This is a genomic window from Amycolatopsis sp. NPDC003676, from assembly GCF_053587275.1.
In genome coordinates this window covers 1-23143 of record NZ_JBSFNS010000049.1, presented here as the reverse complement: position 1 = coordinate 23143, position 23143 = coordinate 1, and the positions used below count along the sequence as shown (strand labels likewise).

Genomic DNA, 23143 nt, shown 5'->3' with positions numbered 1-23143 from the left:
ACGCTAATATGGCCGGACTCACAAGTCAACGGCCCGGTTGGAGGACGCGCATGGCGCAGAAGACGGACCCCGCCACCGCTCCCGCGGAGTCCGCGGGCGTGAAGTCGGCGCGGCGCGCCATCGACCTGATCGAGACGTTCGCCGCGAACGACGTGTGGCTGTCGCTGTCTGATCTCCATGCGCGCACCGGATTCCCTCGCTCCAGTCTGCACGGTTTGCTGCGCACTCTGCTGGACGCGGGCTGGCTGGAGGCCGACGCGAACTCCGCGCGCTACCGGCTCGGCGTGCGCGCGCTGATCTGCGGCACCGCCTACCTCGACCGCGACGCGATCGTCCCCTACGCCACCGAAGCGCTGGAGCGCATCCGCGAGAAAACCGGTTTCACCGCGCATTTCGCGCGCCGCAACCGGACCGAGGTCGTCTACCTGGAGACGCGCGAGTCGCAGCACTCCACGCACCTCATCTCGCGCGTCGGCCGCACGCTGCCCGCGCACGCGACCGCGCTGGGCAAGGCCTTGCTCGCCGAGCTGACCCACGAAGAGGTCGAGGCGCTCATGCCCGAGGAACTGGTCGCGCTCACCCCGAACACCATCACCACGCTCGACGCGCTGCACGCCGACCTCGCGCGGACCCGGGAACGCGGGTACGCCGCCGAAATCGAAGAGGGCACCCTCGGCGTGCGCTGCGTGGCCGCGGTGATCCCGTACCGCATTCCCGGCACCGACGCGATGAGCTGCTCGATGCCGCTGGGCAAGGTCACCGACGCCGACGTCGAGCGCGTCGGCGAACTGCTGGCCGAGACCACCGCCGAGCTCGGCCAGCAGCTGCGCCGCGCCGGAATCCGCTGACCGCCGCCACCGTGTCGCCCGCCCGCGGGCTTTCGTGAGAGGAAATCCATGCCAGACCAGCGTGTGCTGATCACCGGATCGGCCGGCGTCGTCGGCACCCTGATGCGGCCGCGGCTGCGCCGGGAAGGCCGGGTGCTGCGGCTGCTCGACCTCGCCGAGCAGCCCGCCGCCAAGGACGGCGAAGCGGTCGAGATCGTGACCGGCTCGGTCACCGACCCCGAAGCGATGGCCGCGGCCTGCGCGGGCGCGGACGCGTTGATCCACCTCGGCGGGCTCAGCCGCGAAGCGTCGTGGGACGCGACGCTCGACGTCAACATCAACGGCACGCACACCGTCCTCGAAGCCGCGCGAGAAGCCGGGATCCGCCGGGTCGTGCTCGCGTCGAGCAACCACGCCGTCGGCTTCCGCCGGAACGCCGACGCGGGCGAGAATGGCCTGCCCGCCGACTCCAGCACCCGGCCGGACACTTATTACGGCGTAAGCAAAGCCGCCATCGAAGCGCTGGGCAGCCTGTACGCGTCGCGGTTCGACATGGACGTCATCGTCATCCGGATCGGCTCGTGCTTCGAGACCCCGTTGCCGCTCGGCATCCGCGGCCTGACCAGCTGGTTGTCGCCGGACGACGGGGCGCGGCTGTTCGAGGCTTGCTTGAGCGCGCCGTCGCCGGGCTACCGGATGATCTGGGGCGTCTCGGACAACACCCGCCGGGTCTACTCGCTCGCCGAGGCGGAGGCGCTGGGCTACAAGTCCCACGACAACGCCGAGGTCTACGCCGACCAGTTGGCGGACAAGCCCGCGCCGACCGGGGCGGCCGCCGAGTACATCGGCGGGCCGTTCTGCACCGCGCCGCTGGGCGTGTTCAACCCGCTCTGAGAGGTACCCTCGCCCACGGGGACCCTCGAAGAGGAGGAAGCCGTGGGCGAGCTCGGGCCTGCCGACACGAACGGCATCCTTTCCCTGCCGTGGATCCGCCCGGAACGCACGAGCGCGGGTCTCGGCTGGGACCGGATCTACCTGTCCAAACAGCGCGAACGGCCGTATCGCGCGGAGTTCGGGCCCGCTCGCACGCACCAGCTGATCCTGCACCTCGCCGGTCCCGTCACCGTTCGCCGCGGTGTTGGGTCCCCTGGCGAGCGCAGTCGGCGGATCCCGGCGGGCGGGCTCTTTCTCCAGCCGTCGCACCAGGAACTGTCGGTGGAGCTCGGCGGCGAGCTGGACACGCTGCACGTGTACCTGCCGGATTCGGCGGTGCAGGAGGCCGCCGGATCGGACTCCCCGGTCCGGCTGGCCGACGAACTCGGCAGCGTCGACCCGCTGCTCGAACAGCTGGTTCTCGCGCTCGACGGCGTCGTGCGGGAGTGGGAGCCGGGCGCTCGCGCGTACGCGGATCAGCTCGGTGCGCTTGTCGCCGCGCAGCTCGCGCGTCAGCACCGGTCTGGGCGGAGCGTTCCCACAGCGACACGATCGGTCGAGGCACTGACGGACCGCCAGTTCGCCCAGGTGCGCGAGCTGATGGACGAACGCCTGGCCGAACCGCTCGGGCTGGCTGAGCTGGCCGCGGCGGCCGGGCTGAGCGTCAGCCGGTTCGCTCGCCGCTTCAAGGCGCGCACCGGGCTGCCTCCGCACCGGTACCTGTTGCGGCTGCGCGTGGATCAGGCTGGGTTACTGCTGCGCACCGGCACCGAACCCATCGCCGACATCGCTGTGCGCTGCGGTTTCTCCCACCAGGAACACCTCACCCGAGTGCTGCGCGCCCACCTGGGCACCACACCCGCCGCGCTTCGCCGGGACGGCTGACGCGCGCGTTTCGTGCAGCCCGCTCAGCACGTCTGTGCAGGCGCGGGGTCGTCGCCACCCGGATACTCGACGTACCCGCGTGGAAGGACCGTCGATGTTCACCTACACCGCCAACCCGGCCCGGGTCGTGTTCGGCAGCGGCACTCTCGCCGTCGTCCCCGACGAGGTGCGGCGGCTCGAGGCCAGCCGGGTGCTGCTGGTGGCCGGAAAGTCTGCCGCGACGGCGGCCGATCAAACGGCTCAGGCACTTGGCCCGCTGCTCGCCGCCCGCTTCGGCGAGCCCACCATGCACACACCGGTCGAGGTCACCGAACGCGCGCTCGCGCTGGCCACCGAACATTCGGTGGACTGCGTCGTCGCGATCGGCGGCGGGTCGGCGACCGGGCTGGCCAAGGCGCTCGCGCTGCGCACCGACATCCCGCAGATCGTCGTGCCGACCACCTACGCCGGGTCCGAGATGACGCCGGTGGTCGGCCAGACCGAGAACGGCCGCAAGACCACCCAGTCGTCGCCCAAGGTGCTGCCCGAGGTGGTCGTCTACGACGTGGACCTCACCCTCGGCCTGCCCGTGCCGACCTCGCTGACCAGCGGTGTCAACGCGATGGCGCACGCGGTCGAGGCGCTCTATTCGGCGCAGGCCAACCCGATCGTCGACCAGTTCGCGTTGGAAGCGATCCGGTTGCTCGCCGCCGCGCTGCCGCGGATCGCCGCCGATCCGTCCGATGTGGACGCTCGGACCGACGCGTTGCGCGCCGCGTGGCTGGCCGGTTCGTGCCTGGGTTCGGTCGGGATGGGCTTGCACCACAAGCTGTGTCACACCCTCGGCGGCAGTTTCGGTTTGCCGCACGCGGAAACGCACACGATCGTCCTTCCGTACGCCATGGCGTACAACGCGCCGAACGCTGTCGACGCGATGCAGCGGATCGCCGAAGCGCTCGGTGCGCCCGACGCCCCGACGGCGGTGTTCGACCTGATCGCCAGCCTGCCGGTACCGCATTCGCTGGCCGAAATCGGCCTGGCCGAAGGAGATCTCGCCAAGGCCGCCGAGCTGGCCACCGCCGCGCCATACCCGAATCCACGCGAACTCACCCGGGACGGCATCGAAGATTTGCTGCGACACGCGTGGTCTGGCGCCCGTCCGGCACCCGCTGAAGGCACACCCCCGGATCTGCGCGGGCTCACCCAGGAGGTCGTGGACAGTTTCGCCAGCACGCCGGATCCAAGGCTGCGCGAACTGCTGTCCGAGCTGGTCCGCACGCTGCATTCCTATGTCGTGCGCACCGATCTCACGCAGGAGGAATGGGAGTACGCGATCGGCTTCCTCACCCGCACCGGGCAGATCAGTTCGGACACGCGCCAGGAGTTCATTCTGCTGTCGGACACCCTCGGCGTCTCGAGCGTGGTCGACGTGCTCACGAACTCGCGCACGCCGGACACCACGCCGTCGGCGGTGCTGGGTCCGTTCTACGTCGAGGGCCCGCCGGAAACCGAGCAGGGCGCGGATCTCGCCGAAGGACTGCCCGGAACTCCGCTGTGGACGGATGTCCAGGTGACCGAACCGGACGGAACCCCGGTGCCGGACGCGGTCGTGGACGTCTGGCAGTCCAATGAGGACGGTTTCTACGACGTCCAGCTGCCCGATCTCGACGGTCCGGTGCTGCGCGCCCGGTTCCGCACCGACGCCGAGGGCAGGTTGCGGTTCTGGACGATCGTGCCGTCGGCGTATCCGATTCCGGACGACGGACCGGTCGGCCAGATGCTCACCGCCGTCGAGCGCCATCCGTTCCGCGCGCCGCACGTGCACTTCATGATCGCCAAACCCGGCTATCGCACGCTCGTGACCCAGCTGTTCGTCCGCGGCGGCGAGTACCTCGATTCGGACACTGTGTTCGGCGTGAAAGACGGCCTGATCGTCGACTTCGCCGAGCAGACCGGCCCCGCGCCGGACGGGCGCGAACCCTGGCGCCGTCTCGATTTCACCTTCCGCATCTCCCCGGAGACCAGCCATGACCAGTTATGACACCGATGTCCTCGTGGTCGGCAGCGGCCCGGCGGGCGGTTCCGCCGCGCTGCTGCTCGCGACCTACGGCGTCCGCACCGTGCTCGCGACCAAATACGGCTGGACGGCGCACACGCCCCGCGCGCACATCACCAACCAGCGCACGATGGAGGTCCTGCGCGACCTCGGACTCGAAGACCAGGCGCTCGCGCAGGGCACTCCCCCGGAGCTGATGGGCGACACCGTGCTGTGCACGTCGCTCGCCGGGGAAGAGATCGGCCGGATCGCCAGCTGGGGCACCGCCGATCGCTCCGCGACCGAATACGCGTCGGCGAGCCCGTGCCACATGATCGACCTGCCCCAGACTTATCTGGAACCGATCCTGGTCACGAACGCCGCCGCGCGCGGAGCGAAACTGCGACTGGACACGGAATTCCTCGACTTCACCCAGGACGCCGACGGCGTGACCGCGCGCTTGCTGGACCGGGTTCGCGGCGACGAGTTCACCCTGCGCGCCCGCTATCTGATCGGCGCGGACGGCGCCCGCAGCCGCGTCGCCGAGCAGGCCGGGCTGCCCATCGACGGCCAGTCCGGCAAGGCCGGCAGCATGAACATCACCTTCACCGCGGACCTTTCCGAGTACGTCGCCCACCGGCCGAGCGTGCTGTACTGGGTGATGCGGCCGGGCGCGCACCTCGGCGGCATCGGAATGGGCTTAGTGCGGATGGTGCGGCCGTGGAACGAATGGCTGCTGACCTGGGGTTACGACATCGCGCAGCCACCGCCCGAAGTGGACGGTGCGGAGGCGACACGGATCGTGCGGGATCTCGTCGGCGATCCGGACCTGCCGGTGGAGATCACGTCGACTTCACTGTGGACGGTCAACCACAGCTACGCCACGCAGTACTCGTCCGGCCGCGTTTTCTGCGCGGGAGACGCGGTGCACCGGCATCCGCCGTCCAACGGGCTCGGGTCCAATACCTCGGTGCAGGACGCGTACAACCTGGCGTGGAAGCTCGCGATGGTCGTCCGCGGCGAGGCTGGCGAAGGACTCCTCGACAGTTACAGCGCCGAGCGAGCGCCGGTCGGGAAGCAGATTGTGGACCGGGCGAACCTCAGCCGGGATCAGTTCGGGCCGATCTTCGCCGCGCTCGGCGTCGACGGGGACACTGATTCGGATGCCATCACGGCTGGTCTCGCTGCCTGCACCGCCTCCACTGAGGACGGAGCGCTGCGGCGGAAGCGGTTGCAGGAAGCAATTGAACTGAAGAACTACGAGTTCAACGCGCACGGCGTGGAGATGGATCAGCGGTACGTCTCTTCGGCAGTCATCCCGGATGGCGCCGAGATTGAGGCGGTAAGGGATCCTGAGCTGTACCACCGGCCCACGACCACACCGGGTGCCAAACTGCCGCACGTCTGGCTCGTCGGGCCCGACGGTCGTCGAGTGTCCACATTGGATCTAGTCGGCCGCGGCCGGTGGACTGTCCTCACTGGACTCACCGGCGGCGCCTGGCGCGACGCCGCCGCGAAAGCCGATGCGGACCTCGGGCTGGGCTTAAGGGTCGTGACCGTCGGTTCATCCGAGGCCCGCGATTCCTATGGAGACTGGGCGCGCATCAGCGGTATCGAGGAAGACGGCTGCCTCCTCATCCGGCCGGACGGCTACATCGCTTGGCGGCACTCCGCCGCCGGAACAGGGCTGCTGGAAGCACTTCGCAGTCTCCTCGACCGCTAGCTCACGGCATCCCCCACGGATCGCTCGCCCCGCCCGGCGCGACTGGCCGGACCGTGAAGTCCGGCCGGTCGCCGCGGCGATACACATACGCGTCCTGACCGCGTCCCAGATCGACCTGCACATCACCGTTCGCCAACCGCCGCCAGCGTCGCGGACGGCCATGAGCATCCGTCACCGTCAACTCACCCTCGATCCCAGGCCGCAGCACACAAGGCGCACCGGCCTCGCTGTGCACTTTGAGCCAGCGCGTTTTCCCGCCTTCACGCGATGCGCTGAGCAGGAACGCGCCTTCGGTCCGGAAGTCGCGCAGCGCGATGTCGCCCCACGCGTCCGGGACCGCCGGGAACAGCCGGATGACGCCGCCCCAGCTCTGCACCAGCATGTCCTGCATGGATTTCGCCGCTGACAACGGCGTTTCGATGACCGGGCCGGATTCCTTGTACATGGTGTTCGGCTGGATATAACGCTTCTGGAGTTCGCCGAGGTAATACGCGGCCTTCTCGCCACGAAGCATCTGCGCGGAGATCGACGCGGCACCGGTGAACGTGTAGCCCTGCAACGCGCCCTCGAAGCCGACCCAATGGTTGAGCGACGTTTCGATGATCTTGCGGTGTTCCGGTTGTTCCCAGGTGATCTCGTACAGCGGATAGATCTGCAGCAGATGCGAGTAATGCCGGTGCGATTTCGCGAACGGGACGCCCGCGCCGATCATGTAGCCGTTCTCGTCGGCCGGATAGTCGGTGAGCGTCGCCAGGACCTGTTGCCACTTCCCCGCCAGCGGATCGGCGATGCGCAATTCGCGCGAGGTGTCCAGCAATGTCTTGCAGCCCCAGCGGATCAGGGCGAGGTCGTAGTTGGTGTCCGGTGCGTTCACACCGTACTCGGGCGAGAAGGTCGCCGGGAGATGCAGACGTCCGTCCGAGCCTGGAGCCAGGAAGTGGAGATAATAGTTGATTGCCTTGCGCAGCAACGGGAACAGCGTGTCGCGCAGCAGCCGGCGGTCCATGGTGTGCCGGCAGGTCAGCCAGACGTTGTGCAGCGCCCAGGTGAGGTTGCCGACCTCGGGCGTCGGGGTGTCCTGGCCGGGAATGCCGACCGGATAACCGCTGGTCGAGTCAGCGAGCCCGTTGAGCAGCGTCATGTCCGTGGTACGCGGGATGCCCGCGGAATCGGCCTGGTACGGCTTGGCGACCTGGCTGGTCAGGCGGTCCCGGTACTTGCCGAGCGCGTAGCTGACCGCGTCGAGTTCGAGGTGGTTGGAGCCCTGGATGAGCCAGTATTCCAGCTGCACGTTGAGGTTCCACCAGGTCGCGGGCCACGGCGTGTTTTCCAGCCACGGGCCGGAAGTCGCCATCACCGGCGCTTCCCTCCGCGCGGCTGACGCGACTTTGTACAGCTGGATCCAGTAGAAACTCTGCAGCCGAGTGTCCGGAATGGACAGGAAGCTGCGCCGGTAGTAGTCGTGCCACCAGCGGCGGTGATCCCAGGTCAGCACCTCCAGCGCGGTCGCCCGCCGCACCGTCTGCAATGCCCGGACCGCCGAGGTCTTCTCCGGATGCGACCACGCGACCGACGTGTACAACGTCCGCGCGCCGCCCCGGGTCACCTCCCGCCACGCCGTCACGTGCTCGCCGCCTGCCAGCAGCGGCTGTACCGCAAGATGCGCGTCACCGGCCTGCTGCAACTGGACCGGCGGATTCTCCAGATACCCGTCCGGCGGCGGCTTTTTCCACACCGGATCAGCTCGCGGGCTGATCGCCTTCGCCGGATGGAACACCCATTGGAACCCGCGTTCGCCTTCCGAGGGGCGCACTTCCACTGCCAGCAGCGACTGTCCGGTGTGGACGAGCGCGCGCAGCTCCAGGCTGCCCGCCGCCGTGGTGATGCTGCCGGTCAGCTCGGCGTTCCAGACGTCGAGCCGCCAGTCGAGACCGGTGATCGCGCCGACCGGTTCGAGCGTGAAGTACCCGATCGGCAGCCGCGCCAGGCCGAACAACGACCCGAACTGCGGCCGGTGGTCCTGCACCTGGCTGTGCTGGACGTTGAAGCGGACCGCGTTGCGACCGGGTTCGGCGTAGATGCCGGAGCCGAGGAAACCGTTGCCCAGGAACGGTCCCTCGTACCAGGTCTTCGGCATCCGCCGCCAGCGAAGGTCCGCTGTCGCCAGGAAACCCGCCCAGTCGACGCTGTCGCCGCTCATCTCCGCGGCGCTGGCCGGGGGCAGCCCGACCGCTCCGGCGGCGATTCCCGCGAGGGCTCCGCCGAGCACTGTCCGGCGCGAGATGTCCATGTCCGTCAACCTCCTGGCTGCTAGTCAGGCAAACCCCATGCCGGAACGGTGCCGAGCGAAGGAACGTCACGCGGCCCGAAGTCCGGCCGGGCACCGCGCGGGGTGACAGTGACCGTGCCGCCCCGCCGCAACTCCAGCGTGATCCTGCGCGGACCCACCGGCCGCCACGACAACCGCCTGCCCCATTCGTCGCGCACGTCGATGTCGCCGTCGATCCCGTGGTCCAGAACCAGCGGCGCACCGGCTTCACTGCGCACCCGCACGAATTCCGTCGCTCCCCGCCGCCGCGAGGCGTCCACCAGGAACGCGCCCTCGGTGCGCAGCCCGGCGATCGACGCGTCCGGCCACTTCGCCGACACCGACGGGAACGCCTTCACCACTCCCCCGGAACCCTGCAGCACCATGTCCACAACGGACTGTGCGGCGGTGATCGGGCTTTCGATAGCGAAGTTCGAACCCTCGCGGTACATCGTGTTCGCGGTCAGTTCGGTGTCCGCGACGATGTTCCGGTCGAGGAAGAACTTCAGGTACCGCAACGCTTCCTCGGGCTGGTCCATCACCGAGTTCATCGACGACGCGGCCGCGTAGCTGTAGCCGTGCCAGGCCGATTGGTCCGCCGACCAATGCCGGAAGGTGCGCGTCATGATGTCCCGGTCAGCGGGCCGCTCCCAGTTGCGCTCCCGCAGCGGGTACAGCCAGAGCAGATGCGAGAAGTGCCGGTGCGAATCGGCGAGCCGGACGCCGTCGCCGATCAGCACGCCGTCGGCCGGATCCTCGTGGTACGGAACGAGTTTCGCCGCGATCTCCCGCCACATCGGCACCCGCGGCTCGTTCAGCCGCAGGATCCGCGCGGAGTCGACCAATGTCGTCGCGGCCCAGCGGATCAACGACAGGTCATATGTGCAGTCAGTCGCGTCGGCGTACTCCGGGGAGCGTGTGAGCGGCAGGTGCAGCAGGCCGTCGGGTCCGGTGAAGAGGAAGTGCCGGTAGAAGTTGAGCGCCTTCGCGAGCGTCGGGTACAGCACATCGCGCAGCACCGACTGATCGAGGTGATGCCGGTACGCGAGCCAGACATTGTGCAAGCCCCACAACAGGTTCCCGGTCTGGTCCGTTTTGGACGTGGTCCCCGGAACGCCGACCGTCCGGACGCCGCCCGGCCGCAACCGCCAGTCCCCCGGATGCGAAAGCGCGTAGGTATCGCCATCCCGGTACGCAGGCGGCACGGACACCTCGAGATTCGGGTGGTCGCGGCGGAACGTCTCAGTCACCGCGTCCAGCTCGGGATGGTTGGTGCTGTTCACGATCGGATAGGTGACCTGGACGTTGAGGTTCCACCACACCGCCGTCCAGCTGTTGCCGACCTCCGGGAACCACGGCCCCCATTCGGCGGTCACCGGGCCGTCCTTGCGGGTCGCCGAGGCGATCTTGTAGAGCTGGATCCAGTAGAAGCGCTGGACCTGTTTGTCCGGCACCGACACGAAACTGCGCTGATGGAAGCTGTTCCACCAACGGCGGTGCCAGGCCAGCAGCAGATCCGGGTTCATCGCGAGCGTGCGATCGACCAGCGACACGGCGTCGCGGGTGTGCGTGGAACGCGGGAACGAGTACGCAACGGTCGCCGCGAACAACCGCTTCGTGCCGACTCGCTTTTCCCGCCACGCCGTCGTATACCCGCCGCCAGCGGTCAACGGCTGCGCGCAATACCCGTTGGCCTGCTCAGGTTCAGGATTCGCGGTGTACTCCGGCGGCTTGCGCACCGTGCGGGTGGTCGCCGACACGAGCGGCGCGAAGCCCCAGGCCGCGCCGGATTCGCCCGCACTCGGGTCGAGCGAGACGAGCAGGACGCCGAGATCGTTGTGCACCACCGCGGAAAACGCGACCTGGCCGCGCGTGGTGGTGATGGTGCCGCCGAGTTCAGCGTTATACAGATCGAGGGTCCAGTCGACGCCGGTGATCGCTCCCGCGAAGGTGAGCGTGATCGCGCCGATCGGCAGCCTCGACAGCCCGATTCCGGCTTCCCACTGGTTGCGCTGGTCCTGGACCTGGGTGTGGCTGAGCATGAACTTGAGCACCTGCGGCGTCGCGCCCGCGTAGGCCTGCACGCCGAGATAGCCGTTGGCGAGGAACGGCGCTTCCTGCCAGTTCTTCGGCAACCGCTGCCAGCGCATTCGGGCATCCATCGCGACGTCCCGATGCGGGCTGCTGCGCTGCGCGGCCGATCCGGGCGGCGCACCCTGCGCCCACAGCCCGCCGAAGGCCGCCGCTCCGGCTGCGATCGACACGGATCGAAGCACCGTCCGCCGCGACACCTCGACCATGAGGTCCTCCGGATTCATATTACGTTTCGCCCTCACTGGCGCGAGGTGAGCGGAATATATCCAGACAGAGCAGGCGAAAGCCAGAGTTGTTCACCCGGAAAGCCCTACAGACATCCGATGACTGGGATTTGGCGGGTGCGGGTTCAGATACCTGAAAGCCCGCTGCGGCATCGGGACCATCACCGAGCAGGATGGACCACGCGGTACCGCAGATGCGTGACGCCGCGGCCTTCGAGCCGCCGCACGGGTTCCAGTTCGACGCGGCCGAGTCCGGCCGGTTCGAACAGCCGCCGTCCCTCGCCCAGCAGCACCGGGACGAGGTGCAGTTCCAGTTCGTCGAGCTGGCCCGCTGCCAGCAGAGCCTGCGCCGCACCCGCGCCGTGGACGAGCACGGCTCGGCCTCCCGATTTGGCCCGGGCCTCGTCGGCGCACGCGTTGACGTCGGTGTAGAACCGCGCGCTGCCCGGCGGCTCGTCGGCCGGATCGACGTGGTGGGTGAGGACGTGGATCGGCACGCCGTCGTGGTGGTCGCCGTTCCATCGCTTGGCCAGCTCGAACGTGCGACGTCCGGAGACGACGGCGCCGGTGGCCGAGGCCTCGGCGTACACCTGCCCGTTGATCCCCTCGGCCATGCGGTCGTCGAGCCAGTCGAACAACCGTCCGCCGCCGCGGCCGAGTTCCTGTCCCGGGCGGTCGTCCGGCCCGGCGATGTACCCGTCGACCGACATGGACATGTACAGCCGCAGCGGTGTCCGGCTCATCGTCCCGCCCCGCTTTCGGGCCAGTCGGCGGCGGTCATGCCGTCGAGGTGCCCGGCGGGCCACTGGACGAGCTCGATCCGCCGCCCATCGGGATCGGCGAGGAACGTCGTCTTCATGCCGTGCCCGTGGTCCTGAACCGCGGTGACCGGCTCGATCCCGCGGGCGGCCAGTTCGTCGAGCTTCGCGGTCAACGACTCCACTTGCACGACGAGGTGACTCAGGTCGGTGCCGCGCTCGACCGGCTCGCCGTCGTGCACCAGCTCAAGGGTGACGAACTCGTCGCCGGGGAGCTTGAGCATGGTCAACTGCCCGATCGGCGTCTCGGGCACGGCGCCGACGACCTCGTAGCCGAGCGCCGAGTAGAACTCCAGTGACCGGGGAAGATCGGTCACCCGCAATCCGAGGTGCAGGGTCCGCATTCCGATGCCTCCTTAGCGTGCGCCTGGCCCGCTGCCAGCCGCACTCACCGGTGCGTCGATCGCACGGCACCGGATTCGACAGCCGGAGGAGAATTTCTGTTCTGCGCGCCCGGCGGCACGGACTTCAGAGCGGCGGCAGCTCCACCCGCTCCAGCCAAGCAGCGAAAAACTCCCGCAACGACCGCCCCGCATAAGACTCCGCCAGCGACACGAACTCTTCCGTCGTCACCGCGGCGTGCCGGTTCTCCACCGCCCACGCCTTCACCAGCGCGAAAAACGCCGGATCGCCGATCTCCCCGCGCAGCGCGTGCAGCGTCAGCCCGCCACGCTTGTACACCCGCTCGTCGAACATCCGCGCCACGCCGGGGTCACCGATCGTGACGTCGGCCGGCTTGGCCCGCACCCGCGCGTACCACGCCCGGGCCAGCGCTTCCGCCGGCTCGCCGCCGGACCGTTCCGACCACAGCCACTCGGTGTAGGTGGCGAAGCCTTCGTTGAGCCAAATGTGCTGCCAGTCCGCGACAGTCAGGCTGTTGCCGAACCACTGGTGCGCCAGTTCGTGCACGACGAGCCGTTCGTGGGTGCGCTTGCCGTCCACGTGGTTGGCGCCGAAGATCGCCATCCCTTGCGCTTCGATCGGGTCGTCGAGGTCGTCGTCGGTCACGACCACCACGTACTCGCCGAACGGGTACGGCCCGAACCAGTCCTCCAGTGCGTCCATCATCCGGCCCTGGCGGCCGAAGTCCCGCGCGAACGCCCGCCGCAGCCGAGGCGGCACCGCGGCTCGCTGCACGACGCCGCCCGGACGGTCTGCGGTCAGCTCAGGAACCCAGGCGCCGTCGGACAATTCGAGGTCTTCGTAGCGGCCGATCTGGACGCTCACCAGGTACGTCGAGGTCGGCTCCGGCCGTTCGAAGACCCACTTCGTGGTGCTCGCCGACTGGTAGCGCGACACGAGATTCCCCGTCGCCGCAACGAGATACGGCGACGACGTCGCGACCGCGATCCGATAGCTCGCTTTGTCCGCGGGGTGGTCGTTGCACGGGAACCACGACGGCGCGCCCACCGGCTGGCTCGCCACCAGCGCGCCGTCGGTCAGTTCGTCCCAGCCGATGTCGCCCCACCGGCTGCCGACCGGCTTCGGGTTGCCCGCGTAGCGGATCTCGACCTCGAACTCGGTCCCGGCCGGCACCGACCGCGCAGGCTTGACCTGCAGCTTCAGGCCGCGCCGCACATACTTCGCCGGTTTGCCCTCGACCAGCACGCGCGACACCCGGAACTCGCCGAAATCGAGCGTCAGCCGCGAAAGCGCCTGGGTGGCTTCACAGGTCAGCACCGCGGTCGCGGACAACCTGTTCGGACCAATGCGGTAGTCGAGATCGAGGTCGTAATGCCGGACCCGGTAGCCGCCGTTCCCGTGCGCGGGCAGGTACCCGTCGCCCGAGGTCTCCGCTCCGGGCGCGGCCGTTTTCCCGTTCACCCGCACCGAAACCCGCTTTCGCCCGCCGCCGTGATCTTCTCCAGGATGAGGCACCGAGAGAGGGTCCGCAACGGTCGTGCCCTCACCGCCGCCAGGCCGAGATCGGATTGCCGAGCCAGCGGCTGTCGGCGGGCACCGCGTCGCCGCGCGTCACGAGCGAGCCGGGGCCCACGGTGGTGCGCGCGCCGATGCTCGCGCCCGGCAGCACGATCCCGTGCGGGCCGAGCGTCGCGCCCTCTTCGAGCGTCACCCGCGACATGGTCATGATCCGGTCGTGGAACAGGTGCGTCTGCACCACGCAGCCGCGGTTGATCGTCGCGCCGTCGCCGAGGGAGACCAGGTCGGACTCGGGCAGCCAGTAGGTGTCGAGCCAGACGCCGCGGCCGATCTTGACGCCCATCGTGCGCAGCCACGCGGGCAGCAGCGGCGTACCGCCGAGCGACCCGATCAGCCACGGCACCGCGAGCGCCTCGACGAACGTGTCGGCCAGCTCGTTGCGCCACACGAACGAACTCCACAGCGGATGGTCGATCTCGCGGAACTTCCCGACCAGCAGCCACTTCGCCGCGGTCGCGGTGAGCGCCGCGACGATCCCGGCGGTCAGCAGCACCGGCCCGGCCAGCAGCGCGGCGGCCCAGAAACCGCCCCACGCCGCGAGTGCCAGCAGCGCGAACGCGACGCCGACGGTCAGCGCGACCGCGCACATCACCGGCAGGATCCGGCACAGCTCGACCAGCGCCCGCGCCGCCTTGAGGTGCAGCGGCGGCGTGTACGTGCGGCTGGTGTCGCTCTCCTCCACCGCGCGGCGCACCGGCAGCGGCGGCATGCCCAGGTACGACGAGCCCTTCTTCGCCTTCGCCGGCGTCGAGGACAGCACCCCGACCAGCCCGCGCTTCGGCACCGAACGGCCCGGCGCGGTCATCCCCGAGTTGCCGAGGAACGCCTGCTTGCCGATCCGCGCCGGGGCGGCGTGCAGCCAGCCGTGGCCCAGTTCGTAGGTGGCGACCATGGTGTCGTCGGCCAGGAACGCGCCACTGTCCACTTTGGTCATCTTCGGCAGCGCGAGCACAGTCGACGCCTCGACGTTGCGGCCGACCTTCGCGCCGAGCAGCCGCAGCCACACCGGCGTGAACAGGCTGGCGTACAACGGGAACAGGCCTTCGCGGGCCATCCCCATCAGCCGCTCGGTCGCCCAGACCTGCCACGCGACGCGGCCGTGCACCGGGTGGTAGCCCTCGACCATGCCGACGCCCAGCGCGCGGACACCGGCCAGCACGAGCAGCGCGTACGTCAGGAAGTACGCGACGGTGGCGACCGGCACGAACAGCAGCGCCTGGCCCAGCGCGGCGCTCAAGCTCGAGGTGCCAGCGACCGCGTAACCGATCACCGCGACGCCCGGCAGCGCGGCGATCCCGGGCAGCAGCCCGAGGAACACCGAGGTCGCGCCGTAGACCGAAGCCCAGAACCGCGACCGCGGCGGACGGCTCGACGGCCACTTCAGCGCGTCCTTGACGTCCGAGCGCACCGCGGGCGAACCGGCCCAGCGCTGACCGGCCGGAACCGCGCCGCGCACGGTCGAACCGGCGGCGATCTCCGCGCCCTTGCCGATCCGGGCGCCGGGGAACAGCGTGCTGCGCGCGCCGACCCGGGCCTCGGCCCCGATCCGCATCTTGCCGATGTGCACGACGTCGCCGTCGACCCAGTGGCCGGACAGGTCGACCTCGGGCTCCACCGCCGCGCCGCGGCCCAGCTTGAGGAAACCGGTGACCGGCGGCGGCGAGTGCAGGTCGACGTCCTTGCCGATGCGCGCGCCCAGAGCCTTCGCGTACGTCGTCATCCACGACGCGCCCGCGACACTGTCCGCACCGCTGAACTCGGCCAGCTTCTCGGCGGTCCACAGTCGCAAGTGGACGCTCCCGCCGCGCGGGTAGGTGCCCGGGCGTACGCCGGACAGCAGCACGCGCGCGCCGCCCGCGGCAATGGCGATCCGGCCGGCCGGGGTGAACAGCACGAGCCAGGCGAACACCAGCCACGCCCAGTTCAACGTCGGCGCCCAGGAAACGCCCAGCAGCGCCAGCACGTTCGAGCAGGCGGCGGCGAGCGTGGTCCAGCGCAGCCCGACGAGGCCCATCAGCGGGACCATCAGCAGGGACTGCACGAGCCCGGCGCGGCGCGGCGTCGGCGCGATCTCGCGGCGCTCGGTCTCCTCGCCGCTCAGCGCGTCCAGCTTCGCGGCCAGCGCGCCCAGCTTCGGGTTCTGATAGATGTCGCTCACCGACACCTCGGGGTGGCGGGTGCGGATGCGCGCGATCAGCTGCGCCGCGGTGAGGCTGCCGCCGCCGTTGGTGAAGAAGTCGGCACCGGCGTTGCTCACCGACACGCCGAGGATTTCGCTCCAGCCCTCGGCGAGCCACGCCTCGGTCGGCGACAGCCCGGCCGCGCTCGCGTCCACAGTGGACAGCGGCCACGGCAGCGCGTTGCGGTCGACCTTGCCGGACGTGCGGGTCGGCAGGTCCTCGATCGTCGCGAGCAGCGGCACCAGCGCGGCGGGCAGCTGCGCGCGCAGCCGGGTCGCGGCGTCGTCGGTGTCGAGGGTTTCGCCGTCCTCGGGGACGATGTAGCCGACCAGGACCTGGTTGCCCGCCTTGGTGCGGCGGACGGCGGCGGCCGCGCCGCGCACGCCGGGCAGCGCCTGCAGCGCCGCGTCGACCTCGCCCAGCTCGATCCGGCGGCCGCCGAGCTTGATCTGCTCGTCGAGCCTGCCGAGGAACAGCAGGCCTTCCGGCTCCGCGCGGACCATGTCGCCGCTGCGGTAGGCGCGCTCCCAGCCCATCGACGGCAGCGGCGCGAACTTCTGCGCGTCCTTCTCCGCGTCGAGGTAGCGGGCCAGCCCGGCCCCGCCGATGACCAGCTCGCCGGTCTCGCCCATGGCGACCGGCTCGCCCTCTTCGTTCACCACGACGAGCTGCCAGCCGACCAGCGGCAGCCCGATCCGCACCGGGCCCTCGCCGGTCATCTGCGCGGCGCAGGCGACGACGGTCGCCTCGGTGGGGCCGTAGGTGTTCCACACTTCGCGGCCTTCGACGGCCACGCGCTCGGCCAGCTCCGGCGGGCAGGCTTCGCCGCCGAAGATGAGCAGGCGCACGTCTTCCAGCGCGTCCGCCGGCCACAGCGCGGCCAGCGTCGGCACCGTGGACACGACAGTGATGCCCTGCGCGACGAGCCACGGGCCGAGGTCGACGCCGGTGCGCACCAGCGCGCGCGGCGCGGGCACCAGGCAGGCGCCGTGCCGCCAGGCCAGCCACATCTCTTCGCAGGAGGCGTCGAACGCGACGCTCAGCCCGGCCAGCACCCGGTCGCCGGGGCCGATCGGTTCGTCGGTCAGGAAAAGCTGTGCTTCGGCGTCCACGAAGGCCGCCGCCGAGGCGTGCGTGACCGCGACGCCCTTCGGCTTGCCGGTGGAGCCGGAGGTGAAGATGATCCACGCGTCGTCGGCCGGACCGGGCTCGCCGGTGGCTCCGCTCGGGGTCCCGGCGACGGTGATCTCGCCGTCGGTGGCGATCGCGGCGACGCCGGCCTCGCCGAACACCAGCTCGGCGCGCTCGTCGGGGTCGTCCGCGTCGACCGGCACGTACGCCGCGCCGACCGACAGGGTCGCCAGGATCGCGACGTACAGCTCGGCGGAGCCGGAGGAGATCCGGATGCCGACGCGGTCGCCGCGGCCGACGCCGTGTTCGCGCAGCTTGCGGGCGTACGCGTCGATCTCTTCCATCAGCCGGCGGTAGCTCAGCGGGCCGGTGCCGTCGTCGAGCGCCGCAGCATTCGGGTGCTTCTCGGCGGTGGCGGTGAGGATGTCCAGAAGGGTGCGCTCGGCGGCCGGGGCGGCGGTCTCGAACAGAGCGGGCGAGAGCGCGGCCTCGACGGCGAGAGTCAGGGCTTCGGTGCTGCCGGAATCGGCGGTCAGCGTCACCGGGCCACCTCGGCGGCCGGGCGCGCTCCGGTATTCCGGAACGACGTGAACAGGGACGAACTCTGGGCGCGCAAGCCCATCACTCACCTTTCGCGAGCGTCATTCGGGCTTGCCGTCCGAATGAGGCGCCCGTAGCGACCGTCCACCTTACGCGGCAATCAAGCCCAGGTCGCGTCAGGGTAACGGCCGCGTGTCGGACGTCACCACCCGCAGGTCCGGCAAGGGATAACCCCAATGTGGCATTGGGTGCATCTCACGCACCGAATGCCACATTGGGTGCGTCCAATGCACCCAATGTGGCATTGGGGCGTTTGCCGGTCAGCGGTTGCGAGCCGCTTTTCCGCCCGCCTTCGGCTTCTGCTTCTTTTCGCGGACGCGCACATTCACCCGGACGGGACTTCCCGCGAAGCCGAACTGCTCGCGGAATTTCCGCTCGATGAACCGGCGGTACCCGGCCTCGAGGAAGCCGGTGGTGAACAGCACCAGCGTCGGCGGACGGATGCCCGCCTGCGTCGCGAACAGCACCTTCGGCTGCTTGCCGCCGCGCACCGGCGGCGGCGTGGCCGCGACGAGGTCCGACAGCCAGCCGTTGAGCTGGCCGGTCGAGACGCGCTGGTCCCACGACGACAGCGCCGTGCGCAGGGCGGGCGCGAGCTTGCGCACCGCGCGCCCGGTGAGCGCGGAGACGTTGACCTTCTCCGCCCACGGCACCCGCACGAGGCCGCGATCCAGCTCGCGCACCATGGCGTAGCGGCGATCCTCGTCGACCAGGTCCCACTTGTTGAACACGAGCACGCACGCGCGGCCCGCTTCGACCACCATCGTCAGCACCCGCAGGTCCTGTTCGGTCAGCGGTTCGGAAGCGTCCAGCAGCACGAGCGCGACCTCGGCCGCGTCGATCGCGGTCTTGGTGCGCAGCGAGGCGTAGTACTCCGCGCCGTCGGCGAAGTTGACCCGCTTGCGCAGGCCCGCGGTGTCCACGAACCGCCAGACCTCGCCGTCCAGCTCGACCAGCGAGTCGACCGGGTCCACCGTGGTGCCCGCGACCGAGTCGACCACCGAGCGCTGCTCGCCGGAGAGCTTGTTGAGCAGGCTGGACTTGCCGACGTTCGGCTTGCCGACCAGCGCGACGCGGCGCGGCCCGGCGGTCACCGTGCCGGCTTCGCGCGGCGCCTCGGGCAGCGCGGCCATGACGGCGTCGAGCAGGTCGCCCGAGCTGCGCCCGTGCAGCGCGCTGACCGGGTGCGGCTCGCCGAGGCCCAGCGACCACAGCGACGCGGTGTCGGCCAGCAGCCGGTCGTCGTCCACCTTGTTCGCGGCCAGCAGCACCGGCTTCTTGGAGCGGCGCAGCACGCGCGCGACGGCCTCGTCGGTGGCGGTGGCCCCGACCGTCGCGTCGACGACCAGCAGCACCGCGTCCGCGGTCTGCATGGCCATCTCGGCCTGCGTCGCGACCGAGGCCTGCAGGCCGGTGGCGTCGGGCTCCCAGCCGCCGGTGTCGACGAGCGTGAACCGGCGACCGGCCCAGAACGCGTCGTAGGCGACGCGGTCGCGCGTCACGCCCGGCACGTCCTGCACGACCGCTTCCCGGCGGCCGAGGATGCGGTTGACCAGCGTGGACTTGCCCACGTTCGGCCGCCCGACCACGGCGAGCACCGGCTGCGCGGCGGCCGCCCGGCCGTCGGCTTCCTCGGCCTCGATCTGCGCGTCGAGCGCGGCGAACTCGGACTCGTCCGACCAGCTTCCGTCGACTTCGCCGAGACCGTCCACCGCACTGTCGGCGGCGTCAAACCCTGTCATCGTTTCCCACTTCACCTACGGCGTGGCGAACCCGTGTTCGCCGCGCCAGTCGTCCAAAGCCTGCACGAGCGCCGCGAGCTGCGCGCGGAGCTCTTCGGTGCCCTGGTCCAGGCCCTTGCGACCCGGACCGACCTTCATCGCGAACGGCTCCCCGAAGAGGACGTCCACGCGCGGGCGCCAGCGGCGTTTGCCGTCAGCCGGCTTGCGCGTCCCGCGGATCGCGATCGGCAGCACCGTGGCTCCCGAAGCGCGCACCAGCCACGCCGCGCCGCGCTCGGCGGCCCCGACGTCGCCCTCGCCGCGAGTGCCTTCCGGGAAGATCCCGACCGCCCCGCCCGCCTTGAGCACCCCGACCGCCGTGGTCAGCGGCGTCCGGTCGATCTCGCCCCGGCGGACCGGGATCTGGCCGATCGCCCGCAGGAACCAGCCTCCGATCCCTTTGAACAGCTCGGCCTTGGCCAAGAACGCGCTGCGCCTCGGAAGCATTCCGATCACCAGCTGCGGATCGGCGTTCGAGCTGTGGTTCGCGATCACCACGAGCGGGCCGTCCGCGGGTGTCCGGTCGCGCCCGTGCACCCGGATCCGGAAGGCCGGACGCAGATAATACCGGCCCGCCGTGCGCCCGATGTCGAGCAGGAGGCCGTTCGCCCCCTCGGGGAGGGCCCCGCTCACCGGCTGACCCCGGCCTCGGCGGCGGCCGGTTCGGCCGGGCAGTCGCCCAGCAGGCCCCGGCCGCGGGCGAGTTCGGCCAGCGCGACGATCACCTGGTCGATGGTCAGCTCGGAGGTGTCGACCTGGACCGCGTCCCCGGCCGCGCGCAGCGGCGAGGCGGCGCGGGTGGAGTCGATCCGGTCGCGGCGCTCCACCGATTCGCGGGCGGATTCGACGCTCGAGGCCCGGCCCGCCGCGGAGTCCTGGGTGTTCCGCCGTGCGGCGCGGACCTCGGCCGAGGCGGTCAGGTAGATCTTGAGCGGCGAATCCGGCGCGACGGTGGTGCCGATGTCGCGGCCCTCCACGACGATCCCGCCGTCGTCCTCGATCGCGTCGGCGATGATCCGGCGCTGGCGGGCGACGAGCACCTCGCGCACCTGCGGCACGGCCGACACCGGCGACACCGCTCCGGTCACCTCGGGGCCGCGGATCTCGGCGGCCACGTCCTCGCCGTGCAGGCGCACGTCGGGTCGCTCCGGGTCGGTGCCGAGCGCGAAGTCGACGTCGTGCGCGAGCGCGCCGATCGCGTGTTCGTCGGCGAGGTCGACCCCGGCCCGCAGCACGGCCAGCGTGACGACGCGGTACATCGCTCCGGTGTCGAGGTAGCGGGCGCTCAGCCGCCGGGCGAGCTTGCGCGCGACCGTGGTCTTGCCGGTTCCCGACGGGCCGTCCAGCGCGACCACCCCACGTAGGGCTCCCGTCACCGATGTTCTCCTCACGTTCGTCCCGCACTCCCGGTCCGGTTCATTCTGCCGGTAGCCGGTCGCGCCACCTCAGGCGGTGTCCGCGGCGCAAGGGTCAGGCGGCGCTAGACAAGCTAGCGTCGCTAAGTTAGCGTTGCACTTGTTCCTAGCACTGCTAACTCACTGGGGTTCCCATGCTGATCACCGCTTACGTCCTCGCCGCCATCCCCGTGCTCGGGATCATCTACGTCGGGTTCGGCTACCTGTTCGCTCCGGCGAAGAGCGCCGCCACGTTCGGCCTGCGGGAGATCCCCACCGGCTCGACGGCGTTCTTCGAGATCAAAGGCGACCGCGACCTCGGCACCGGGCTGATCCTCGGCGTCGCGATGCTGGCGGGCAGCCCGCAACTGGTCGGCTGGCTGCTGCTGGCCGCGACCGTCATGCCGCTCTGCGACATGCTGATCATCCTGCGGCACAAGGGCAAGAAGGGGATGGCCTACGGAGTGCACGGCGCGACCGCCGCGTTCATGGCCGTGACGGCGGTGCTGTTCCTGCTGGGCTGAACTCCGCGAATCGGACAATGAGTTACCGTGGCTGACGTGAACGTCGAAGTCACCCCTCTTCCCGGAATCGGTGTCCGCAAGGACTTCGCCACCCGCGCGGGCCGCCGCATCGGCGTCGTCACCCAGCGGGACGGCAAGATCGAGCTGATCGTCTCCAAATCCGACGATCCGGACGCCTGCCTCGCTTCGCTGCCGCTGACCGCGGACGAGGCGGGCGCGCTCTCGAACCTGCTGGGCGCGCCGCAGCTGGTGGCACAGCTGAACGAGGAGCACCGCGAGCTGCCGGGCATCAACACCAAGCAGCTGCCGATCACCGCGGACAGCCCGTTCGACGGCCGTTCGCTCGGCGACACCGCGATGCGCACGCGCACCAGCGTCTCGATCGTGGCGGTGATGCGGGCGGGCCAGGTGCACCCGTCGCCGACGCCGGACTTCCTCTTCACCGCGGGCGACCTGCTCGTCGTGGTCGGCACGTCCGAGGGCCTGGAAGCCGCCGCCAAGATCCTCAAGCACGGCTGATGGATCACACCGCACTCTCCCTGGTCGAACTCGGCGCGGTCTTCTTCGTGCTCGGCGCGCTCGGCAGGCTCGCCGGCCGGATCGGCCTCTCCCCCATCCCCCTGTACCTCCTCGGCGGCCTGTGCTTCGGCTCCGGCGGCCTGATCCCGCTCGCCGACATCGGCGATTTCGCCCACCTCGCCAGCGAAATCGGCGTGGTGCTGCTGCTTCTGCTGCTCGGCCTGGAGTACTCCGCGGCCGAACTGTTCACCGGCATGCGGCGGTCGTGGACCGCCGGGCTGGTGGACATCGTGCTCAACGCCGCCCCCGGCGCGGCGGTCGCGCTGATCCTCGGCTGGGGCCCGATCGGCGCGTTCGTCATGGCGGGCGTCACGTACATCTCGTCCTCCGGCATCATCGCGAAGGTCCTCGGCGACCTCGGCCGGCTCGGCAACCGGGAAACGCCGGTGGTGCTGTCGATCCTCGTGTTCGAGGACCTCGTGATGGCGCTGTACCTGCCGATCCTCACCGCGATCCTCGGCGGGGTCAGCCTGCTCGGCGGGCTGGAAGCGGTCGGCATCTCGCTGCTGGTGATCACCGTGGTGCTGGTGATCGCGCTCAAGTTCGGCCGGTACGTCTCGGCGCTGGTGGACAGCGACGACCGGGAAGTGTTCCTGCTCAAGATCCTCGGCGCGGCGCTGCTGGTGGCCGGGATCGCGTCCGCGCTGCAGGTTTCCGCGGCCGTTGGGGCGTTCCTGCTCGGCATCGCGGTGTCCGGCTCGACCGCGCACAACGCGACGCGGTTGCTGGAGCCGCTGCGGGACTTGTTCGCGGCGATGTTCTTCGTGGTCTTCGGGCTGAACACCAACCCGGCGTCGATCCCGCCGGTGCTCGGCTGGGCCGCGGTGCTCGCCGTGGTGACGACGCTGACGAAGGTGGCCACCGGATGGTGGGCCGCGCGAAGGCAGAAGATCGGCCGGTTGGGCCGGGCTCGTGCCGGGGCGGCGTTGGTGGCGCGGGGCGAGTTTTCGATCGTCATCGCCGGACTGGCGGTCACCGCTGGCGCAGTGGACGGCGAACTCGCCGCGCTCGCTACGGCGTACGTGCTGCTGATGGCGATCCTCGGCCCGACCGCGGCGCGAGTGGTCGAGCCGGTCGCGAAAGCCTTGCAGCGCAAGGCAGCCTCGAAAGAAACCGTCACCGCCAACTGACTTCCGTGAGGGGAACCCTGAGGGAATCTGATTCCCTCAGGGTTCCCCTCACGGCTT

Annotated in this window: 17 protein-coding genes; 8 read left to right on the top strand and 9 right to left on the bottom strand. The window is 70.2% G+C overall.

Going from position 1 to position 23143, the window contains the following annotated elements:
* Nucleotides 1-50 precede the first annotated feature (50 nt).
* From ACWDNU_RS26035 to ACWDNU_RS26015, 5 genes are all read left to right on the top strand, one after another.
* Entirely contained in the window at nt 51-848 is a 798-nt protein-coding gene (locus ACWDNU_RS26035; RefSeq protein WP_449670811.1) for an IclR family transcriptional regulator, read from the top strand.
* A gap of 48 nt (nt 849-896) precedes the next feature.
* On the top strand, nt 897-1721 hold the full coding sequence (locus ACWDNU_RS26030) for an NAD-dependent epimerase/dehydratase family protein (RefSeq protein WP_449670810.1): 825 nt from the start codon (nt 897-899) through the stop codon (nt 1719-1721).
* 42 nt (nt 1722-1763) lie between these two features.
* Nucleotides 1764-2645: a helix-turn-helix domain-containing protein gene (locus tag ACWDNU_RS26025; RefSeq protein WP_449670809.1), complete on the top strand. Its 882-nt coding sequence runs from the start codon at nt 1764-1766 to the stop codon at nt 2643-2645.
* A 94-nt stretch (nt 2646-2739) separates the two neighbouring features.
* A complete protein-coding gene (locus tag ACWDNU_RS26020) occupies nt 2740-4665 on the top strand; it encodes a maleylacetate reductase and hydroxyquinol 1,2-dioxygenase domain-containing protein (protein ID WP_449670808.1) in 1926 nt (641 codons plus the stop codon).
* On the top strand, nt 4652-6382 hold the full coding sequence (locus ACWDNU_RS26015) for an FAD-dependent oxidoreductase (RefSeq protein ID WP_449670807.1): 1731 nt from the start codon (nt 4652-4654) through the stop codon (nt 6380-6382). The genes ACWDNU_RS26020 and ACWDNU_RS26015 overlap by 14 nt, the downstream gene beginning before the upstream one ends.
* A 1-nt stretch (nt 6383) precedes the next feature.
* On the opposite strand, the gene ACWDNU_RS26010 is transcribed toward ACWDNU_RS26015, so the two are convergent.
* From ACWDNU_RS26010 to cmk, 9 genes are all read right to left on the bottom strand, one after another.
* Entirely contained in the window at nt 6384-8672 is a 2289-nt protein-coding gene (locus ACWDNU_RS26010) for a glycosyl hydrolase family 95 catalytic domain-containing protein (protein WP_449670806.1), read from the bottom strand.
* Between the two features lie 20 nt (nt 8673-8692).
* On the bottom strand, nt 8693-10990 hold the full coding sequence (locus tag ACWDNU_RS26005; protein WP_449670805.1) for a glycosyl hydrolase family 95 catalytic domain-containing protein: 2298 nt from the start codon (nt 10988-10990) through the stop codon (nt 8693-8695).
* A 179-nt stretch (nt 10991-11169) separates the two neighbouring features.
* Complete coding sequence (locus tag ACWDNU_RS26000; RefSeq protein ID WP_449670804.1) at nt 11170-11751, bottom strand: dihydrofolate reductase family protein; 582 nt, start codon at nt 11749-11751, stop codon at nt 11170-11172.
* Entirely contained in the window at nt 11748-12170 is a 423-nt protein-coding gene (locus tag ACWDNU_RS25995; RefSeq protein WP_449670803.1) for a VOC family protein, read from the bottom strand. Before ACWDNU_RS25995 ends, ACWDNU_RS26000 begins: the two co-directional genes overlap by 4 nt.
* 124 nt (nt 12171-12294) lie before the next feature.
* Nucleotides 12295-13656 (bottom strand): M1 family metallopeptidase, encoded by a 1362-nt coding sequence (locus ACWDNU_RS25990; RefSeq protein WP_449670839.1) that lies wholly within the window; start codon nt 13654-13656, stop codon nt 12295-12297.
* 76 nt (nt 13657-13732) lie between these two features.
* Nucleotides 13733-17620 (bottom strand): Pls/PosA family non-ribosomal peptide synthetase, encoded by a 3888-nt coding sequence (locus ACWDNU_RS25985; protein WP_449670802.1) that lies wholly within the window; start codon nt 17618-17620, stop codon nt 13733-13735.
* A gap of 318 nt (nt 17621-17938) precedes the next feature.
* Complete coding sequence (gene der, locus ACWDNU_RS25980) at nt 17939-19420, bottom strand: ribosome biogenesis GTPase Der (RefSeq protein ID WP_370936353.1); 1482 nt, start codon at nt 19418-19420, stop codon at nt 17939-17941.
* A gap of 15 nt (nt 19421-19435) precedes the next feature.
* On the bottom strand, nt 19436-20092 hold the full coding sequence (locus ACWDNU_RS25975; RefSeq protein WP_378399885.1) for a lysophospholipid acyltransferase family protein: 657 nt from the start codon (nt 20090-20092) through the stop codon (nt 19436-19438).
* Nucleotides 20089-20814 (bottom strand): (d)CMP kinase, encoded by a 726-nt coding sequence (gene cmk / locus ACWDNU_RS25970; protein ID WP_370940426.1) that lies wholly within the window; start codon nt 20812-20814, stop codon nt 20089-20091. Before cmk ends, ACWDNU_RS25975 begins: the two co-directional genes overlap by 4 nt.
* Before the next feature lie 194 nt (nt 20815-21008).
* Here cmk and ACWDNU_RS25965 point away from each other — a divergent pair, with 194 nt between their 5' ends.
* From ACWDNU_RS25965 to ACWDNU_RS25955, 3 genes are read left to right on the top strand one after another with little or no spacing between them, the layout of a single operon-like run.
* Nucleotides 21009-21377 carry a DUF4267 domain-containing protein gene (locus ACWDNU_RS25965; RefSeq protein ID WP_449670801.1) on the top strand — a complete coding sequence of 123 codons (369 nt, stop codon included), beginning with the start codon at nt 21009-21011 and terminating at the stop codon, nt 21375-21377.
* A gap of 36 nt (nt 21378-21413) precedes the next feature.
* A complete protein-coding gene (locus ACWDNU_RS25960; RefSeq protein WP_009079551.1) occupies nt 21414-21896 on the top strand; it encodes a cation:proton antiporter regulatory subunit in 483 nt (160 codons plus the stop codon).
* On the top strand, nt 21896-23086 hold the full coding sequence (locus ACWDNU_RS25955) for a cation:proton antiporter (protein ID WP_370936349.1): 1191 nt from the start codon (nt 21896-21898) through the stop codon (nt 23084-23086). Before ACWDNU_RS25960 ends, ACWDNU_RS25955 begins: the two co-directional genes overlap by 1 nt.
* The last annotated feature ends 57 nt before the right edge of the window (nt 23087-23143 follow it).

Excerpts from the sequence above, each read along its gene's own strand:
- ACWDNU_RS26035 (WP_449670811.1), top strand. The coding sequence starts at position 51 with ATGGCGCAGAAGACGGACCCCGCCACCGCTCCCGCGGAGTCCGCGGGC.
- ACWDNU_RS25965 (WP_449670801.1), top strand. The coding sequence starts at position 21,009 with ATGCTGATCACCGCTTACGTCCTCGCCGCCATCCCCGTGCTCGGGATC.
- ACWDNU_RS25995 (WP_449670803.1), bottom strand. The coding sequence starts at position 12,170 with ATGCGGACCCTGCACCTCGGATTGCGGGTGACCGATCTTCCCCGGTCA.
- ACWDNU_RS26030 (WP_449670810.1), top strand. The coding sequence starts at position 897 with ATGCCAGACCAGCGTGTGCTGATCACCGGATCGGCCGGCGTCGTCGGC.
- ACWDNU_RS26000 (WP_449670804.1), bottom strand. The coding sequence starts at position 11,751 with ATGAGCCGGACACCGCTGCGGCTGTACATGTCCATGTCGGTCGACGGG.
- ACWDNU_RS26015 (WP_449670807.1), top strand. The coding sequence starts at position 4,652 with ATGACCAGTTATGACACCGATGTCCTCGTGGTCGGCAGCGGCCCGGCG.
- ACWDNU_RS26010 (WP_449670806.1), bottom strand. The coding sequence starts at position 8,672 with ATGGACATCTCGCGCCGGACAGTGCTCGGCGGAGCCCTCGCGGGAATC.
- ACWDNU_RS26005 (WP_449670805.1), bottom strand. The coding sequence starts at position 10,990 with ATGGTCGAGGTGTCGCGGCGGACGGTGCTTCGATCCGTGTCGATCGCA.
- ACWDNU_RS25955 (WP_370936349.1), top strand. The coding sequence starts at position 21,896 with ATGGATCACACCGCACTCTCCCTGGTCGAACTCGGCGCGGTCTTCTTC.
- der (WP_370936353.1), bottom strand. The coding sequence starts at position 19,420 with ATGACAGGGTTTGACGCCGCCGACAGTGCGGTGGACGGTCTCGGCGAA.
- ACWDNU_RS26020 (WP_449670808.1), top strand. The coding sequence starts at position 2,740 with ATGTTCACCTACACCGCCAACCCGGCCCGGGTCGTGTTCGGCAGCGGC.